The sequence below is a fragment of the Aquabacterium sp. genome (assembly GCF_016195855.1).
In the GTDB taxonomy this organism is placed as follows: Bacteria; Pseudomonadota; Gammaproteobacteria; order Burkholderiales; family Burkholderiaceae_C; genus Aquabacterium.
Window position 1 is genome coordinate 34,808 of sequence record NZ_JACPYU010000015.1, and the last position, 18,770, is coordinate 53,577.

At 65.0% G+C, this 18,770-nt stretch carries 14 protein-coding genes; 11 read left to right on the forward strand and 3 right to left on the reverse strand.

Going from position 1 to position 18,770, the window contains the following annotated elements:
* Positions 1–36: 36 nt before the first annotated feature.
* A complete protein-coding gene (locus tag HY019_RS12540) occupies positions 37–1,569 on the reverse strand; it encodes a YifB family Mg chelatase-like AAA ATPase (RefSeq protein ID WP_290692558.1) in 1,533 nt (510 codons plus the stop codon).
* 319 nt (positions 1,570–1,888) lie between these two features.
* Between HY019_RS12540 and HY019_RS12545 the strand changes: the two genes are divergently transcribed.
* From HY019_RS12545 to gshB, 6 genes are all read left to right on the forward strand, one after another.
* A complete protein-coding gene (locus HY019_RS12545) occupies positions 1,889–2,227 on the forward strand; it encodes a P-II family nitrogen regulator (protein WP_035039077.1) in 339 nt (112 codons plus the stop codon).
* 99 nt (positions 2,228–2,326) lie between these two features.
* Positions 2,327–3,868, forward strand: coding sequence for an ammonium transporter (gene amt, locus HY019_RS12550; RefSeq protein ID WP_290692562.1), 1,542 nt, complete (start codon positions 2,327–2,329; stop codon positions 3,866–3,868).
* Between the two features lie 229 nt (positions 3,869–4,097).
* Positions 4,098–5,393 (forward strand): glutamate--cysteine ligase, encoded by a 1,296-nt coding sequence (gene gshA / locus HY019_RS12555; protein WP_290692564.1) that lies wholly within the window; start codon positions 4,098–4,100, stop codon positions 5,391–5,393.
* A 117-nt stretch (positions 5,394–5,510) separates the two neighbouring features.
* Positions 5,511–7,397, forward strand: a complete 1,887-nt coding sequence (locus tag HY019_RS12560) for a potassium transporter Kup (RefSeq protein ID WP_290692566.1) — start codon at positions 5,511–5,513, stop codon at positions 7,395–7,397.
* Positions 7,398–7,423: 26 nt separating this feature from the next.
* Positions 7,424–8,608, forward strand: coding sequence for a benzoate/H(+) symporter BenE family transporter (locus HY019_RS12565; protein ID WP_290692568.1), 1,185 nt, complete (start codon positions 7,424–7,426; stop codon positions 8,606–8,608).
* Positions 8,605–9,552: a glutathione synthase gene (gshB, locus tag HY019_RS12570; protein WP_290692570.1), complete on the forward strand. Its 948-nt coding sequence runs from the start codon at positions 8,605–8,607 to the stop codon at positions 9,550–9,552. The genes HY019_RS12565 and gshB overlap by 4 nt, the downstream gene beginning before the upstream one ends.
* Here the strand turns inward: gshB and HY019_RS12575 are convergent.
* Positions 9,543–10,283: a response regulator transcription factor gene (locus tag HY019_RS12575; RefSeq protein ID WP_290692573.1), complete on the reverse strand. Its 741-nt coding sequence runs from the start codon at positions 10,281–10,283 to the stop codon at positions 9,543–9,545. The genes gshB and HY019_RS12575 overlap by 10 nt on opposite strands.
* The gene (locus tag HY019_RS12580; protein WP_290692575.1) at positions 10,280–12,214 is read right to left on the reverse strand and encodes an ATP-binding protein; all 1,935 of its coding nucleotides are present in this window, start codon (positions 12,212–12,214) and stop codon (positions 10,280–10,282) included. The genes HY019_RS12575 and HY019_RS12580 overlap by 4 nt, the downstream gene beginning before the upstream one ends.
* Before the next feature lie 57 nt (positions 12,215–12,271).
* Here HY019_RS12580 and HY019_RS12585 point away from each other — a divergent pair, with 57 nt between their 5' ends.
* The 5 genes from HY019_RS12585 (at position 12,272) to HY019_RS12605 (ending at position 18,745) form a co-directional block, all read left to right on the forward strand.
* On the forward strand, positions 12,272–14,206 hold the full coding sequence (locus HY019_RS12585) for an ATP-binding cassette domain-containing protein (protein ID WP_290692577.1): 1,935 nt from the start codon (positions 12,272–12,274) through the stop codon (positions 14,204–14,206).
* A 213-nt stretch (positions 14,207–14,419) separates the two neighbouring features.
* Entirely contained in the window at positions 14,420–15,940 is a 1,521-nt protein-coding gene (locus HY019_RS12590; RefSeq protein ID WP_290692579.1) for a TolC family protein, read from the forward strand.
* A gap of 13 nt (positions 15,941–15,953) precedes the next feature.
* Positions 15,954–16,793, forward strand: a complete 840-nt coding sequence (locus tag HY019_RS12595) for an efflux RND transporter periplasmic adaptor subunit (RefSeq protein WP_290692582.1) — start codon at positions 15,954–15,956, stop codon at positions 16,791–16,793.
* Between the two features lie 100 nt (positions 16,794–16,893).
* Positions 16,894–17,757: a tail fiber protein gene (locus tag HY019_RS12600; protein WP_290692585.1), complete on the forward strand. Its 864-nt coding sequence runs from the start codon at positions 16,894–16,896 to the stop codon at positions 17,755–17,757.
* 13 nt (positions 17,758–17,770) lie between these two features.
* The gene (locus HY019_RS12605) at positions 17,771–18,745 is read left to right on the forward strand and encodes a tetratricopeptide repeat protein (protein WP_290692587.1); all 975 of its coding nucleotides are present in this window, start codon (positions 17,771–17,773) and stop codon (positions 18,743–18,745) included.
* Positions 18,746–18,770 lie beyond the last annotated feature (25 nt).

An 18,770-nucleotide genomic window follows, 5' to 3' on the forward strand; every position in this document is an offset into this window, starting at 1 on the left:
CATTCAACGGCCCGATGCAGGGCACTATATCAACAGTCAGGGCAGGTGAAGTACACGCCGGTACTGGATGGCCTCGGCCATGTGCGCCTGCAAGATGGCCTCCGAGCCGGCCAGGTCCGCGATGGTGCGCGCCAGCTTGAGCACGCGGTGGAAGGCGCGGCCAGACCACCCCAGGCGCGCGCACGCTGCCTGCAGGAAGGCCGAGGCAGCAGGTGCTGGCTGCGCGTGCTCGTCCAGCAAGCTGCCGGTGAGGTCCACATTGAGCACGCCTTGCCGCGCACGCTGGCGTTCACGCGCCTGCGACACGCGTTTTGCAACCTCGGTGCTGGCTTCGCCGTCCGGGCTGTTGGCCAGGACATCGGGCGCCACGGCAGGCACCTCGATCTGCACGTCCACGCGGTCCAGCAAGGGGCCACTGAGCCGCGCCTGATAGCGCGCCACCTGGTCGGGCGTGCAACGACAGGCTTTGAGCGGGTTGCCGAAATGGCCGCAAGGGCAAGGGTTCATCGCACCGAGCAACTGGAAGCGCGCCGGGAAGTCGTGCCGGCGCGCGGCGCGGGCAATCGTGATGTGGCCAGTTTCCAGCGGCTCACGCAGGGCCTCCAGGGCGGCACGAGGGAATTCGGGCAACTCATCCAGGAAGAGGATGCCGTGGTGGGCCAGCGAAATCTCACCCGGGCGTGGCGGCGAGCCCCCACCCACCAGGGCCACGGATGACGCCGTGTGGTGCGGGCTGCGCACCAGGCGCTGGCGCCAGCGCTGGGCGTCAAAGCAGCCAGCCAGGCTGAGCACGGCCGCTGACTCCAGCGCCTCGTCATCGGTCAAGGAGGGCAGCAAACCAGCAAAGCGCTGGGCCAGCATGGATTTGCCGGTGCCTGGGGGCCCGACCATCAGCAGGCTGTGCCCACCGGCCGCAGCCACCTCCAGCGCCCTTTTGGCCGCGGTCTGGCCCTTGACCTCTTTGAGATCAGGCACGATCACGGTCGACGCTGTGGGCTCATTGGCCCTGGCCCGCACCAGATCGGCGCCATTGCCTTGGCCATCCGGGCGCAAGGCCTCGACCACGTCCATCAAATGCGCTGCACCGTAAAGCCGCACGCCATCCACCAGGGCCGCCTCGGCCGCGCTGGCCTGTGGCAACACCAGGCCCCGTGGTCGCGGGCCCCCGGCGGCGCGGCGCAAGGCCAGCGCCATGGGCAAGGCACCCCGCACCGGGCGCAACTCGCCACCCAGCGACAACTCGCCGGCAAACTCCAGCTCGGCCAGCCTGGCCGCGTCCACATGCCCCATGGCGGCCAGAATGCCCAGCGCGATCGGCAAATCAAAACGCCCGGATTCCTTGGGCAGGTCCGCTGGGGCCAGGTTGACGGTGATCCGCTTGTTGAACGGGAATTCCAGCCCTGAATTGCTCAGTGCCGCCCGAACCCGCTCGCGCGCCTCCTTGACCTCCGTGTCAGCCAGGCCCACCAGGGTGAACGAGGGTAGCCCATTGGCCAGATGCACCTCAACGGTGACTTCGGGCGCCTTCAGGCCGTCAAGCGCGCGACTGTGAACGATTGCCAGTGACATGGGATGGATGCGTCATATCGGTGAACCGCCGAATTGTCCTGACCCAGGACTGACGCAAAGCCCCCCTGATGGGCCCCACTGAAGAGCGATTGGTCGGAAACCGGACACAGGCAAAAGCACCAATGTTGTGCACAATTTTTAAGCAGGTGTGGAATGCACACGTGGCTGCACAAAATTCGTGCGAAACGAGGTTCGCCATGCCATATCGGTGCATGGCCCGCGGTACGACCCGAGCCATTCCCCGATTTGGAGCGCTGGCACAGATCATGCAGACCACACCTTGTCTGAATTTTTTGCCAACCTCACCGGAGAACCAACCATGAAAATGGTGACCGCCATCGTCAAGCCCTTCAAGCTTGATGAAGTGCGTGAGGCCTTGTCTGCCATCGGCGTGCAAGGCATCACCGTGACCGAAGTCAAAGGCTTCGGCCGCCAGAAGGGCCACACCGAGCTGTACCGTGGCGCGGAATACGTGGTCGACTTCCTGCCCAAAGTCAAGATCGAAGCTGCTGTCGACGAAGCCATTCTCGACCGCGTGATCGAAGCCATCGAGTCGTCTGCCCGTACCGGCAAGATCGGCGACGGCAAGATCTTCGTGACGTCGCTGGAGCAGGTGATCCGCATCCGTACCGGTGAAACCGGGCAGGACGCGCTGTGATCCCCAGGCCTCACGCCTGACCCCCATTCCCCTTTTTGTGGCCCACACCTGATAGGTGTGTGTGCTGTGCTCACCTATCTGATTCCAAGAGGCATCTTCATGAGAAAGCTCATTGCGTCCATCGCGCTGGGGCTGGCCGCCTTCGGTCTACTGGGCGTCTCGCACGCTCAGGACGCCGCTGCGTCCGCGCCCGTCGCCGCTTCGGCGGCCGCTGAAGCCACCGCACCTGCGTCGGCCCCCGTTGCAGCTCCTGCTGCTGCACCCGCTGCGTCCGAAGCAGCGTCGGCCGCCGCCGCACCTGCCCCCGTGCCCAACAAGGGCGACACGATCTGGATGATGGTCTCCACGCTGCTGGTGATCCTGATGACGGTTCCCGGCCTGGCCCTGTTCTACGGCGGCCTGGTGCGCAGCAAGAACATGCTGTCCGTGCTGATGCAGGTGATGGTGACCTTCTCGCTGATCGTCGTGTTGTGGTTCGTTTACGGCTACAGCCTGGCCTTCACCGAAGGTAACGCCTTCATCGGTGGCATGGATCGCCTGTTCATGAAGGGCATCTGGGACAACGTCGCTGGTACGTTCGCACCTGCCGCCACCTTCAGCAAGGGTGTCTACATCCCCGAGATCGTGTTCGCTGCCTTCCAGGCCACGTTCGCCGGCATCACCTGCTGCCTGATCGTCGGCGCATTCGCTGAACGCATCAAATTCTCGGCCGTGCTGCTGTTCATGGTGCTGTGGTTCACCTTCAGCTACGCCCCGATCGCGCACATGGTCTGGTTCTGGATGGGCCCTGACGCTTACGCCTCCAAGGACGTGGTCGACGCCATGAACGGCAAGGCCGGCCTGATCTGGCAATGGGGCGCGCTGGACTTCGCCGGCGGTACCGTGGTGCACATCAACGCCGCTGTGGCTGGCCTGGTGGGTGCCTATATGGTTGGCAAGCGCATTGGTTACGGCAAGGAATCCTTCACGCCTCACTCGCTGACGCTGACCATGGTTGGTGCCTCGCTGCTGTGGGTGGGCTGGTTCGGCTTCAACGCCGGCTCCGCACTGGAAGCCAACGGTTTCGCCGCCCTGGCCTTCATCAACACCTTTGTCGCCACCGCTGCCGCTGTGCTGGGCTGGTGCCTGGGTGAGAGCCTGCTCAAGGGCAAGGCTTCGATGCTGGGTGCTGCTTCGGGTGCTGTGGCCGGTCTGGTCGCCATCACGCCGGCAGCCGGTAACGTCGGTATCGGCGGCGCCGTGATCATCGGCTTGCTGGCTGGACTGATCTGCCTGTGGGGCGTGACAGGCCTGAAGAAGCTGCTGGGTGCAGACGACTCCCTGGACGTGTTCGGCGTGCACGGCGTCGGCGGTATCTTCGGTGCGCTGGCAACCGGCGTGTTCAACTCGCCCAACCTGGGTGGCCCCTCCACGGTGGCTGACTGGGTCACGGTGACCATGACCACCCCGACCGAGTTCTCGATCTCGAGCCAGTTGCTGGTTCAAGCCAAGGCCGTCGGCCTGACCATCGTGTGGTCGGCTGTCGTCTCCCTGATCGCCTACAAGATCGTTGACCTGGTGATCGGCCTGCGTGTTCCTGAAGAGGAAGAGCGCGAAGGCCTGGACATCACCTCGCACGGCGAAACGGCGTATCACAAGTGATCACCCGCCGAGGTGGCCAGAAAGGGCTGCCTCCGGTGGTGCAACAAGGGGCTGCCTTCGGGCAGCCTTTTTGTTTTGGGGACCGCTCAGGGGCTGCCACGAATCGCCCCGCGCCGCTCACCCGGCACAAAATGGCCAGAACCAATGCGCTCAGGCCTTGAATAAGCGCATACCCGCCCCGAACTTGCTACGATCCCTCATAAACACAGCCACAACGCCCCGCTCCACCATGGTCCCACACCTGATCACCGCGCTCACCGGCCCCATCAATGAACTGGAGCAGCGCATGCTCGAGTCCATGCCCGCCATCGAGCGCTGGTTTCGCCTGGAATGGATGGAGCACACGCCTCCCTTCTACACCTCGGTCGATTTGCGCAATGCGGGCTTCAAGCTCGCCCCGGTGGACACCAACCTCTACCCGGGCGGCTTCAACAACCTGACCCACGAGATGCTGCCGCTGGCCGTGCAGGCCGCCATGGCCGCCATCGAAAAGATCTGCCCCGAGGCCAAGAACCTGTTGCTCATCCCAGAGAAGCACACGCGCAACAGCTTTTACCTGTCCAACGTCCAGCGCCTGATCCAGATCTTCACCTCTGCCGGGCTCAATGTCCGCCTGGGTACGCTGGACGACACCATCACCGAACCCACCGACCTGACGCTGGCCGATGGCTCCACCCTGACGCTCGAGCCCCTGGTGCGCACCAAGCGCCGCCTGGGTCTCAAGCATTTCGACCCTTGTACGATCCTGCTCAACAACGACCTGTCGGCCGGCATCCCCGATGTGTTGAAAGACCTGCACGAGCAGTACCTGTTGCCCCCGCTGCATGCGGGCTGGGCTGTGCGCCGCAAGAGCCAGCATTTCGAGGCCTATGAAGAAGTCGCCAAGAAGTTCTCCAAGCTGCTGGGCATGGACCCTTGGCTGATCAACCCCATGTACGCCGTGTGCGACGAGGTCAACTTCCAGGAAGGCACGGGCGCCGAATGCCTGCAATCGCAGGTGGATGCGCTGCTAAACAAGATCCGCCGCAAGTACAAGGAATACGGCATCAACGAAAAGCCGTTTGCCATCGTCAAGGCCGACAACGGCACCTACGGCATGGGCATCATGACGGTGCGCGACGCCAAGGAGTTGACCGAACTCAACCGCCGCACCCGCAACAAGATGTCGGTGGTCAAGGACGGCCAGGAGGTCAACCGCGTGATCATCCAGGAGGGCGTGCCCACCTATGAGCAGATCAACGATGCCGTGGCCGAACCCGTGGTCTACATGATCGACCGCTACGTGGTGGGCGGTTTTTACCGCGTGCACGCCGAGCGGGGCATCGACGAGAACCTCAATGCGCCGGGCTCAAGCTTCGCGCCCCTGGCTTTCGCCGAGCCCACCCAATTGCCCCGTCCTGGCGTCAAACCCGGTGTCAGCGCCCCCAACCGCTTCTATATGTATGGGGTTATCGGACGTTTGGCGATGTTGGCGGCCAGTTACGAGCTGGAAGCCACCGATCCGAACGCCGAGGTCTACAACTAATGCGTTCTGTCAATCGCCGCATAGCGACAGGCTTCACGTCATATCGCTACTGCAGCGCAGCAAAAACCGTGTGAAGAAAGGCAAAATGGACGCTCTGTTGATTCGTGCCCACTTTCCGTGCCACACAGCTCCAACGCCAAGCTCAGCGGTTCCCAGCTGGCAGCCCTGACCCTGGGTGCCATCGGCATCGTCTATGGCGACATCGGCACCAGCCCGCTGTACGCCCTCAAGGAAGTCTTCGCCCACGGGCATTTGCAGCTCACGCCAGAAAACATCTACGGCATCCTGTCGATGATGTTCTGGACGCTGACCGTGGTCGTGACCTTGAAGTACGTCACGCTGATCCTGCGGGCAGACAACAACGGCGAAGGCGGGCTGATTGCCATGCTGGCGCTGGCGTCCACGGCGGTGAAGGATCGGCCCGCGCTGCGCGGCCGTTTGCTGGCCATCGGCATCTTCGGCACCGCGATCTTCTTTGGCGACGGGGTCATCACCCCCGCCATCTCCGTGCTCTCGGCTGTCGAGGGCATGGAGGTGGCCGCGCCAGGGCTGGAGAAGGCCGTCGTCCCGGTGACCCTGATCGTGCTGACCCTGCTGTTCATGGTGCAAAAGCACGGCACGGGTGGCATTGGCAAGTTCTTCGGCCCGATCACCATGCTGTGGTTCGGTGTGCTGGCGGTGCTCGGGCTGCAGCACATCGCCGAGAACCCGGCCGTGCTGGCCGCCATGAGCCCGCACCACGCGCTGGGCTTCATGTACAAGCATCCCCACCTGGCCTTTGTCGCCCTGGGTGCCGTCATCCTGTGCGCCACGGGTGCCGAGGCGCTGTACGCCGACATGGGCCACTTTGGCAAGCGCCCCATCCGCCTGGCCTGGTTCGGGCTGGTGATGCCCTCGCTGGTGCTGAACTACTTCGGCCAGGGCGCGATGCTGCTGCAGCACCCCGAGAACGTCGAGAACCCCTTCTTCGAGATGGCCCCGCAATGGGCGCTGTACCCGCTGGTTGGCCTGGCCACCTGCGCCACGGTGATCGCGTCGCAGGCCTTGATCTCGGCGGCCTTCTCGGTCACCAAGCAGGTGATCCAGCTGGGCTACCTGCCCCGCCTGCGCATCCTGCACACCTCGGAAAACGAAACCGGCCAGATCTACATCCCCTTCGTGAACTGGGCGCTGTACGGCTGCATCGTGATGGCCGTGATCTTCTTTGGCTCCAGCGGCAAGCTGGCGGCGGCCTATGGCATCACCGTGACGATCGACATGTTGATCACCACCGTGATGACCTTCTTCGTGATCCGCTTTGCCTGGAAGCTGTCGCTGCCGCTGTGCATCTTCGCCACCGGCTTCTTCTTCACGATCGACCTGGTGTACTTCGGTGCCAATGTGATCAAGGTGATCGACGGTGGTTGGTTCCCCCTGCTGATCGGCTTCATCATGTTCAGCCTGATGATGACCTGGAAGGATGGCCGCCACCTGCTCAGCGAGCGCCTGCGCTCCGATGCCATCGACCTGCACCCCTTCCTGGAAGCCGTGTTCTCCAGCCCGCCGCTGCGTGTGGCCGGCACGGCCGTGTTCCTCAATGCGGACGCGGGCACCACGCCCAATGCGCTGCTGCACAACCTCAAGCACAACAAGGTGCTGCACCAGCAGAACCTGTTTGTCACCGTCAAGTCGCATGAGGTGCCCTGGATCAAGCAAAGCGAGCAGCTCGAGATCGAGTCCCTGGGCAATGACTGCTGGCAGGTGATGCTGCATCTGGGCTTCAAGAACGAGCCTGATGTGCCCGCGGCGCTCACGCACCTGAAAGAGCACGGCGTGGAGCTCAATGACATGGAAACCAGCTATTTCCTGTCACGTGACATCGTGATCCCGACCATTGGCAGCGGCATGGCGCCATGGCGTGAAAAGCTGTTTGCCAGCATGCACCGCAATGCCGCCGGGGCCGCTGACTTCCTGAGCCTGCCAACCAACCGCGTGGTCGAGCTGGGCTCCAAGGTCGAGATCTGAACCGGCCCGCTTCACCCGGCCCACACGTGCTGCGCGACCTGTCACCCGCAGCCGTATCGGCCGGTTTTGTCGCGACGCTGGTGGGCTTCACCAGCACCATCGCGCTGATCTTCCATGCGGCCCGCTCGCTGGGTGCCACACCCGACCAGGTGAGCTCCTGGGTGCTGGCACTGGGCATCGGCATGGGCCTGACCACCATCGGCCTGTCGTTGTGGACGCGCGCACCCATCCTGATCACCTGGTCCACACCCGGCGCCGCCGTGATCGCCAGCGCCGCCACCGGTGTCTCGCTGGGTGAGGCCACCGGGGCGTTTCTGGTCTGCGGCGTGCTGATGCTGCTGTGCGGCGTCACGCGCTGGTTCGAGCGCATCATGGACCGCATCCCGGTGGCACTGGCTTCGGCCTTGCTGGCGGGCATCCTGGCCAAGTTCGCCTTGATGGCGTTTGCCGGCGCCACCACCCATCCCTCCTTGGTCGTGGCCATGCTGCTGACCTACCTGGTCGGCAAACGCTGGTGGCCTCGTTATGCGGTGCTGGGCGTGCTGATGCTGGGCACCGCCCTGGCTGCCTCACAGGGCCTGCTCAATACCCAGGTGCTCACACTGAGCTGGGCCAGGCCGGTGTGGGTCACGCCGCAATGGTCCTGGCATGCGGTCATCGGCATGGGGCTGCCCTTGTTCATCGTCACCATGGCTTCGCAAGCGGTGCCGGGTGTATCGGCCATCCGGGTGTCGGGTTATGCGGCGCCGGTGTCCCCGCTGATGAGCTGGTCTGGCGTGGCCACCCTCTTGCTGGCGCCTTTCGGGGGCTATACCTTCAACCTGGCCGCGATCACGGCCGCCATCGTGCTGAACCCGCACGCCCATGCCGACCAGGCCAAGCGCTACACGGCTGCCGTGATGGCCGGGCTGTTCTACATCGCCATGGGCCTGCTGGGCGGCGCGGTGGCCGGCTTGCTCAATGCCTTTCCGGCAGCCTTGATCATGGGCGTGGCCGGCCTGGCCTTGCTGGGCACCATTGGCAGCGGGCTGGCCGCCTCCTTGCGCGAAGACCGCTTCCGTGAGGCGGCGCTTATCACGTTTCTGGTGACGCTGTCAGGCGTGACCATATTGGGCGTGGGCTCGGCCTTCTGGGGGCTGGTGGCTGGCACGCTCACGCTGTTCGTGGAAAACTTCCACCATCGCCCCGCCAACGACACGGACACACCATGAAGCTCCTCTTCGTCGCCGACCCGCTGCACACCTTCAAGACCTACAAGGACAGCACCTTCGCGATGATGCGCGAGGCGGCCGGGCGCGGCCACGAGTTGTGGGCCTGCGAGCCGCAGGACATCGTGTGGCAGCGCGGTGGCCGGGTGCAGGCGCAATCGCGCCGCATCAGCCTGACAGGCGACGAGCATGACTGGTTCGAAGAGCTGGAAGCCGCCGAGCTCGCGCTGGCCAGCGTGGACGCGGTGCTGATGCGCAAGGACCCGCCCTTCGATGCGGAGTACATCTACACCACGCACCTGCTCACGCAGGCCGAACGCGAAGGCGCCAAGGTGTTTAACAAGCCGCAGGCCCTGCGCGAGCACCCTGAGAAGCTGGCGATCCTCGAATTCCCGCTCTACATCGCACCCACCCTGGTCACCCGCAGCATCGAGGCCGTGCGGGCCTTTCATGCCACCCACACGGACATCATCCTCAAGCCCCTGGATGGCATGGGCGGCATGGGCATCTTCCGCGTGAAGGAAGACGGCCTGAACCTGGGCAGCATCGCCGAGACCCTGACCAAGGACGGCCAGCAGACCATCATGGTCCAGAAGTTCCTGCCGGCCATCGCGCAGGGCGACAAGCGCGTGCTGGTGATCGACGGCGAACCGGTGCCTTACGCGCTGGCCCGCATCCCGCAAGGCGGCGAGGTGCGAGGCAACCTGGCCGCTGGCGGCAAAGGCGTGGCCCAGCCGCTGAGCGAGTCGGATTGGGCCATTGCGCGCCACCTGGGCCCCATCCTGGCGGCACGGGGGCTGCTGCTGGTGGGCCTGGACATCATCGGGGAGCAGTTGACCGAGATCAACGTGACCAGCCCGACCTGCTTCCAGGAGATCACACAGCAAACGGGCTGGGATGTGGCCAAGCGTTTCATCGACGCGCTGGAAGCACGTGTTCAGGCCTGAGGTTTGAACTGGCTGCCGAAGTTGTTGAGCAAGCCCAGGCGATTGGCCTCGTACACGGCCTCGCTGCGCGAGTGCACCGCCAGCTTGCCGTAGAGCTTCTTGATGTAGGTCTGCACCGTGTGCACGGTGATGCCTTGCTGGCGTGCGATCTCGGCGTAAGAAAAACCACGCGCGATGAACTCCAGCACCTCCTGCTCGCGGCGGCTGAGCACAATGGGCGAGTCCACCTCGGTGCCAAGGGGGGCCACCTCCACCACGGCAGGCTCGACAGGCCTGAGCGCCTGCTGAGCAGGCTGCATGCGGCGCAAGAGATGCCGCGCGATCATGGGTGAGATGGGCGAGGCGCCGCGCTTGACCGCCAGCAAGGTGTCGGCGATGTCGGCGGCCTCGTCGTCCTTGTGCACATAACCCACGGCACCGGCTTCGATGCTGGCCAGCACGTTTTCCTCGTCACCGAACATCGAGACCACCAGCATGTCGCATTGCGGCCAGTGCTGGCGCACGTCCCGCATCAGGTCCAGGCCACTGCCATCGGGCAAGCCCAGGTCCACCAGCAGCAGGTCGGCACCCTGCTCGGCAAACCAGGCGCGCGCTGGCGCCAGGGTCGCAAAGGACGCGGCCAGCCTCAACTGGGCATGCCCCTTGACGCAAGTTTCGAGGAAGGTGCGTGTGGCCTGGTTGTCTTCAACCAGCACCACGCGCCAGACTTCTTGTGCTGCCAATGAACTCATGCTGCAGAGGATAAATCAAGCTCGGCATCAGCCTTCAAAGGCAGGCTCACGCGCAACTCCGCGCCCCCCTCAGGGCGGGCCAGAAACGCAATGCGCGCACCGATCACACTGGCCCTGGCCCTCATGGCCTGCAGGCCCTGGCCTTCACCCTCGCCGCTCCAGCCTCGCCCGTTGTCGATCAGGCTCACCTCCAGGCAATCAGCCTTGGCATGGGCAGACAAGGTCAGGCGCGTGGCCCCGGAGTGCTGCAGCACATTGGACAAGCCCTCGAACAGGATGTACTGAAGCTGGCGCAGCGCCGGCGCATGGCCTTGCGGCCAGGGTGGCAGATCGGCCACATCCCACACCAGCTCCAACCCGACCGCCTTCAGCCGTGGGGTGATGCGAAAGCGCAAGCTGGCCAGCAGGCCCACCACATCGCCCGGCTGCAGGGACAAGGCGTCAATGGAGAGCTTGAGCTGGTCCAGTGAATCGCGCAGGGTCTGGGTCACCAGGCCCAGGTCCACCTTGTTTTCTTGCGGCGACTGCAACTGTCTCAAGGCCGATGTCAGGTGCGCCCCCACGCCATCGTGCATGTCGCGCAGGATGCGGCTGCGCTCGGCCGACACCGCCTGTGCACGCTCAAGCTCGGCCAGGCGCGCAAAGCTTTCACGCAAGGCGGCTTCACGCTGGGCCAGCGTCTCGGCCAGGTTGCCGTTGAGCCTGTTGAGCGCGCGGCGCGAGCGGGCATAGTCACCAGCCAGCACGTAGAAAATGCACGACATCATGATCGGGCTCACAAAGGGCAGCGTGTAGATGGCGTCAAACGGCAGCAAGTTGACCTGAAAGGCCACATCATGAGCCGCCGCGGGCACCAGCAAGGCACAACCGCCCAGCAGCCAGACGCCATCACGGCGATCGGACTTGATCACGCCATGGATCGCCTGAACCATGCAGACCATGAAGATCACGTAGGCCACGCCATAGCCGAATACGATCAGATGGACAGAGGCGCTCAACCAGGCCCACAAGGGGGTCACCAGCATCAGCCCCAGGACGCCCCGCTCGACCAACCGAGAACGCCGGCCGACAAAACGCCGAAAGAACAGCGCCATGGCCAGCGCCGACCAGACCATGGCGGTCACCGACAAAGGTGCCCAGACCGCGTCACCGAAAAAGGGGTGGGCCGCGAGGTAGGCCGAATTGCCCACGCCCCACAACACGGCGGAGGCCCCTTGAAAACCGATGGCGACCTGATCACGGTCACGCATCCAGGCGATCATCATGAAGACACCCAGTGCGAGCACGGCCGTGTTGGCAAAGTAGGCACCATCCACTTGCAAGAACAGGCGCGTCTTGTAAGGCGCCTCCAGCAGCGTCAAGGGGCCGACCTGAACGGGGGCCAGGCCATCCCGGCTCATGAAGCCACTCACCACCTTGATGTGGATGACGTTGTCGCCATCACGCCAGGCGCCGGTTGGCACCTGCACCAGCAAAGGCACATACCAGTTGCGCGTCACGGGCGCGCTCATGGAGCCGGTGTAGGCCATGGGCACCCCATTGACCCAGACTTGCGCGTTCATCACGGCACGAGGCAGGTAGATGGCCCAGAGTGCATCGGGCGCATGTGCCATGGTCACGCGAAAGCGGTACCACATGGCACCCTGTTCGTCAGCGTGCGTCTCGCGCCAGATATGGGGCAGCGTGACGTGGCGCCATGCGGCCTGCGGCCCGGGCGGCATCGCGCTGCCGGGCAGGATGCAGGCCGCCTCCAGTGTGGTGACCTCGTGGTCCGCCACGGGAACCGGTGGCAAGGTGTTGGCATCCACCACCGCGTGAACAGGGCCTGGCAAGGAGGCGGCACCAGCCAGGCCAGGCAAGAGCAACACGCTCGCCAGCCACAGCCAAGATGCCGAACGCAGCGCCCAACGCAGGTACTTCCAAGCCAACATGCGCGCATTGTCACCCGAGCGGCGACAATAGCGGGTTGCCCCCTGACTGGATTTCACATGGCTGTTTTGACTCTGAGCGACGCCTGCCTGGCTTTTGGCCACGTCGCCCTGCTCGACCACACTGCGTTCTCGCTGGAAACCGGCGAGCGTGTCGGCCTGATCGGCCGCAATGGCACGGGCAAGTCCTCCCTGCTCAAGATCATGGCCGGCCTGGAAAAACCCGACGACGGGCAGCTGCAGATCCAGAGTGGCATCGAGGTGTCCTACGTGCCGCAGGAGCCAAGCTTTTCAGATGGTGCGACGGTGTTCAGCACCGTCAGCGAGGGCCTGGCCGAGGTCAAGGCCGCGCGCGAGCGTTTCGAGGCCCACGCCGAGGGTGACGATCTGGATGCGCTGATGACCCTCATCGAGTCGCGCAATGGCTGGAACTGGGAGCAACGCGTCGACGAGACCTTGCAGCGCCTGCGCCTGGACGCCGACCTGCCCATCGATGGCCTGTCGGGCGGCACCAAGAAGCGTGTGGCCCTGGCCCGCTCCCTGGTGGCCAGCCCCGACGTGCTGTTGCTGGACGAACCCACCAACCACCTGGACCTGGACGCCATCACCTGGCTGGAAGAGCTGCTGGTGGCCTTCAAGGGCAGCATCGTGCTGATCTCCCACGACCGCGCCTTCCTGGACAACGTTTGCACGCGCATCGTCGAACTCGACCGCGGCATCCTGCGCTCCTACCCCGGCAACTTCGCGGCCTACGAGATGCTCAAAGAGCAGCAACTGGCCGACGAGGCCCTGGCCAATGCCCGCTTCGACAAGCTGCTGGCGCAAGAAGAGGTCTGGATCCGCAAGGGCGTGGAGGCGCGCCGCACCCGCTCGGTGGCCCGCATCAAGCGCCTGGAAGACCTGCGCAGCGCCCGTGCATCCCGCCGCGACACGGTGGGCCGCGCCAAGATGGAAGTCTCACAAGGCGACCGCAGCGGCAAGATCGTGGCCGAACTCGACAACGTCAGCAAGACCTACAACGGCCGCGCGGTCGTCAAGGGCTTCTCGGGCACCATCCTGCGTGGCGACAAGGTGGGCCTGGTCGGCCCCAACGGCGCGGGCAAGACCACGCTGCTGAAGATGATCCTGGGCGAGCTGCAACCCGACAGCGGCACGGTCAAGCAAGGCGCCAACCTGAACGTCGCCTACTTCGACCAGATGCGCGACAACCTCAACCTGGACGCCACCCTGGCCGACTTCATCAGCCCGGGCAGCGAGTGGATCGAGATCAATGGCTCGCGCAAGCACGTGATGGGCTATCTGCAGGACTTCCTGTTCTCGCCCGCCCGCGCCAACTCGCCCGTGCGCACGCTCAGCGGCGGCGAGCGCAACCGTCTGCTGCTGGCGCGCCTGTTTGCCAAACCCTCCAATGTGCTGGTGCTGGACGAACCCACCAACGACCTGGACATCGACACCCTGGACCTGCTGGAAGACCTGCTGGATGAGTACCCCGGCACCGTCTTCCTGGTCAGCCACGACCGGCGCTTCCTGGACAACGTGGTCACCAGCACGCTGGTCGCCGAAGGCGACGGCGCCTGGCGCGAATACGAAGGCGGCGTGGAAGACTGGCTGATCCAGTCGCGCCGCGCCAAGGCCATCTCGGCCGGCAAGCCCGGTGCGGCCACCATCGCCACCTCGGCCAAGCAGGCGCCGGAAGCCAGCACCCGCACACCCGTGACCGTGGCAGCAGACACCGCTGCGCCCGCTGCACCGGCGGCCCCCGTGGTCGCACAGCCCAAGCGCAAGCTCAGCTACAAGGAGCAGCGCGAGTTGGACGAACTGCCCGCCCGCATCGAGGCGCTGGAGACCGAGCAGGCCGAACTCAACAAGCAACTGGCCGACCCGGACATCTACCGCAAGGAGGGTGCCAACGTGGCCACCATGCACGCGCGCGTCGAAGTCATCGACGAAGAGTTGATGGGCTTGCTGGAACGCTGGGAGCTGCTCTCTGCCTGATCGCCCAAACACCCAAACAGGGGATTGCGTCAAATCAAATCACTGATCTCGTGATGTCAATCGCGTAGTTTCCCCAGACTACCTCTCCTTACGTTTAACCGCCATGATGCGGCTTACCGCACTGCACAAATTGCTTGTGCATGCGGATATCAATTGCCACAGCCATGCGGGTTCACCCGCTGCGTGGCACATAAGCGGAGAGGAACCTGTCGCATGTCTGCTCGATCTCCACGCTTGGCCGCCTGGGTGCTGCTGCCCTGTGCCGCCCTGTTCCTTGGTGGCTGTGCTTCTCTCAAGCCCACGCCCCTCACTCCCGCCGAAATCGCCCAGGCCAGTGCCGCCGACCGCGCGCAGCTGCAAAAGGATGTGGCGCCCCTGCAAGGCCCGCTCTCGCTGGACGAGGCCATCGCCAGGGCCATCAAGTACAACCTGAACCGGCGCGTGCAGATCATGGCCGAGGCCGTGGCGCAAGGCCAGCTTGATGTCAGCCAGTTCGACATGCTGCCCAAGCTGGTGGCCCAGGCAGGCTACCGCGACCGTGACAAGGACCTGATCACCCGCAGCACCGACTCGGTCACCGGGCTGCCCTCGCTGGCCAACCCCTATATCTCCAGCGAACGCAAGGTCACCACCACGGACCTGAGCTTCACCTGGAGCCTGCTGGACTTCGGCCAGAGCTATTACGCCTCCAGGCAAAACGCCGACCGCGTGCTGCTGGCCGGCGAGCAGCGCCGCAAGGCCCTGCACAACCTGATGCAGGATGTGCGCACCGCCTTCTGGCGCACCGCTGGCGCCCAGAAGCTGCGTGAGACCGTGCACAACGCCATCTCGGAAGGCGAAGACGCGTTGACCGACGCCCGCAAGGCCAGTGGCGAACGCGTGCGTGGCCCCCTGGAGCCACTGCGCTACCAACGCCAGTTGCTGGAGAACCTGCGCCTGCTCGAGGCCATCGAGCAAGAGCTGTCGACCGCCCAGATTGAGCTGGCCTCGCTCACCAACCTGCCGCTTGGTCAGGCCATCAAGGTGGTCGAACCGTCCGAAACGGCTGGCCAGGAACTGCGTGGCCTGAGCATCGAACAGATGGAAGATCAGGCCATGGCCCGCAATGCCGATCTGCGCACCGCCCTCTACAACAGCCGCATCGCCCGCCTTGAAACGCGGCGCGCCATGCTCAAGCTGTTTCCGGGCATCTCGTTCAGCTACAGCGTCAATGGCAGCAACGACAACTACCTGGTCAACCGCAGTTGGTCGGAAGCCGCAGCGCAGATCTCCTTCAACCTGCTGGGCCTGCTGTCGGCTCCTGCGCAGATGCGCCTGGCCGATGCCGGCGTGACCCTGGCAGATCAACAGCGCATGGCCACGCAGATGGCCCTGCTGACGCAAGTGCACGTGGCGCGGCTGCAGTTCAACAACGCGGTGCACCAGTTCGAACGCGCCGATGCGATCTGGAAGGTGGACCAGGACATCGCCGGGCAGGTGGCCATGCGCGAGCAGGCGCAGACCCAGACCAAACTCGATCGCATCAGCAACAACACGGCGGCCATCCTGAGCCAGCTCAGGCGATATCAAGCCCTCGCGCAGATGCAGGCCGCAGCCGGCAAGCTGCAAGCCACACTGGGCATGGAGCCTGCCCTGCCCGATGGCCACCAGCTCTCGCTGGGCGAGTTGACGAAATTGGTGGCGGCCTCGCTGACCCCAACCGAGAACGTGGCCCACGCCGATACGCAACCTTGAACATCGCACGGCCATGACGACCAACCGTCTGTTGCCCCGTACAGCCCGGCTCGCCATGATCTTGGTCATGGTGGCCACCATGGCCCTGCCCGGCGCCCATGCGGCCGAGCCGGGGCGTGGCACCCCGGGTGCCGCCCCGAACATCATCCCGGCATCGCTGCCCCCCTCCAGCATGCCAGCGCTCGACCGGCGCGAGATCCGTGCGCAGCTGCTGCCCAGGCGCTACACCACGCTGGCTTCAGAGATTGGCGCCAAGGTGAGCCGCCTGCCTTTTGAAGAAGGCGCGCGCTTCAAGGCGGGCGACACCCTCATCGGCCTGGACTGCTCGCTGCAACAGGCGCAACTGAGCAAGGCCGAAGCCACGCTGGATGCCGCCGACAAGACCTGGAAGGCCAACCAGCGGCTTGAAGAGATGAACGCCGTTGGCAAGGTGGAGTTGGCCGTGTCGCAAGCCGAGGTGGCCAAGGCACGTGCCGACGTGGCCGCTGGCAAGGTGGTGCTGTCCAAGTGCACCGTGACAGCGCCCTTCCCCGGCCGCGTCGTCGAGCAAAAAGCGCGCGAGCAGCAGTTCGTGCAGGCGGGCCAGCCCCTCCTGGAAATCCTCGATGACTCGGCCCTGGAGCTGGAGTTCATCGTGCCCAGCAAGTGGCTGGCCTGGCTCAAGCCGCGCCAGGGCTTTCAGGTTCAGATCGATGAAACCGGCAAGACCTACCCGGCTCGCGTGCAGCGCATCGGCGCCAAGGTGGACCCGGTCAGCCAGTCGGTGAAGCTGTCGGCCGTGGTCGATGGCCGCTTCAATGAACTCATGGCGGGCATGAGCGGGCGCGTGCTGATGGCACCGCCTGCGCCCTGATCACGCTCACCACATTCATGCGCCCGGCCCAAGCTCGCGGCAAGGCCATGCAACGCAGTAAAGCCCATCGTCACCACCACGATTCAATCAGGAGCCACACATGAAGCCATCCTCCACTTTGAAGGTCGCCCAGGCATGGGCCTTGGGCAGCGCATGCGCCTTGATCAGCCTGAACGTTCAGGCCTGCTCCAGTGAACCCATCATGGCTTCGATCTGCGTGATGGCCGTGCCCTGGACCAACCTCAACGGCTTCCAACAAGCCAATGGTGCGCTCCTCGCCGTCAGCAGCAACCAGGCGCTGTTCTCGTTGATTGGCACCACCTACGGCGGCAATGGCGTGCAGAACTTCCAACTGCCGGATCTGCGTGGCCGCGTCATCGTGGGTGCAGGCCAGGGCAATGGCTTGCCGATGTACACCCCAGGCCAGGTGGGCGGCGCCAACAGCGTCACGCTCACCACCGCCAACGTGCCCTTGCCCGCCCACATCCACGGCCTGAATGCAGGCGTGCACACGGTGGTCACGCTGGGCACGCTTGCGGCTGCCACCACCCCCACGGGCCTCACCGCCACCACCACCATGACGGGCGTCTCGGCCACGGCATCCGCCTCGGGACTGAGCCTCAAGGGCTCCAGCGGCAATGCCAGCAGTGCATCGGCCAGTGGCGGCTCTTTGGCCACGCCACAAAGCCCGGCCAACCGCATCTACGCCAGCAGCGCACCAGATGTGACCATGGCCAGCGGCAGCATCAGTGGCTCGGCAACGGTGACGTTCACGGGCAACCCCACCACGACGCTGACTGGCAACCTCACGACGACCTTGTCGGGCCAACCCGCCGTGACGGTCAATGGCAACACGGACATGAACACGCCCACCGGCGCCATGGCCCCCGTCAGCACCATGCCGCCCTACCTGGCCATGAACGTGTTCATCGCCACGCAAGGCATCTACCCTCAACGCAACTGAGCGCGGCCCGATCATGACAAGCTGGCGCATGGCCTGCATGGTGCTGCTGAGCGCGATGGCGGCGGCGCCAGCGTGGGCCCAAGGCCGGCCCGCGTCACTGGATCAAACCCTGGCCTCGGCACAAGCCGCCTTGGCGGCCGGCCAGTTCGACAAGGCCTGGCGGCTCTACCAGCGTCAGGCCCCACACAACCCGCTCGCCCAGTTCGTGATCGGCCAGTTCTACCAGCAAGGCTGGGGCCGCCCGGTTGATCAGACCACCGCCTGCCACTGGTTCGAAAAGGCGGCCATGGGCCATGTCCCCTATGCCGAGCACCTGTGGGGAGATTGCCTGGCCCAAGGCCTGACTGGCAAGGCGGATGCAGCCCAGGCCCTGCAGTGGTACCGCCGCGCCGGTGAGGACGGCCACTGGCTCTCGCTGTGCAGCGCGGCGGAGCTGCTGATTCGAGGTCAGGGTGCGCCCCGCGATGTGAACGAAGGCCTCGCCTTGTGCGCGCGTGCGGCCCAGTCTGACTCGGCGCCTGCCATGCTGAGGCTAGCGCGCTACCTCGACCAGGATACCGACGTGCCCGCCAACCCGATGGTTGCGCGGCAGTGGTACCTGGAAGCGGCCAAACGCCAGATACCGGAGGCGCAGTACCGGCTGGGCGTGATGCTGGCCCAGGCAGAAGGTGGTGAGCCCGATGCCCAAGCCGCACGCTATTGGCTGGAGACCGCCGCCAGCGCGGGCTACCTGCCAGCCTACCTGCCCACCGCCGTGATGTACGGCAACGCCAGCCCGCAAGCTGACACGGGGGCCCTGGCGCCGGGTGATCTGGCCAAGGTCTACCTCTGGTCGGCCGCCGCCAGCGTGCGCGAGCCCAATGCCACCCGGCGTGAACGCGCCAATGAGGTCAAGGCGCAGGCACTGGCCGTCATGCCCGCGACCTGGCAAGCCGATCTGGACAAGAAAGTGGCCGAGCACCTGAGCCGCTTCCCCTCTGCCCCCTGAGCCTCACAGGCATTCGAAGGAATCC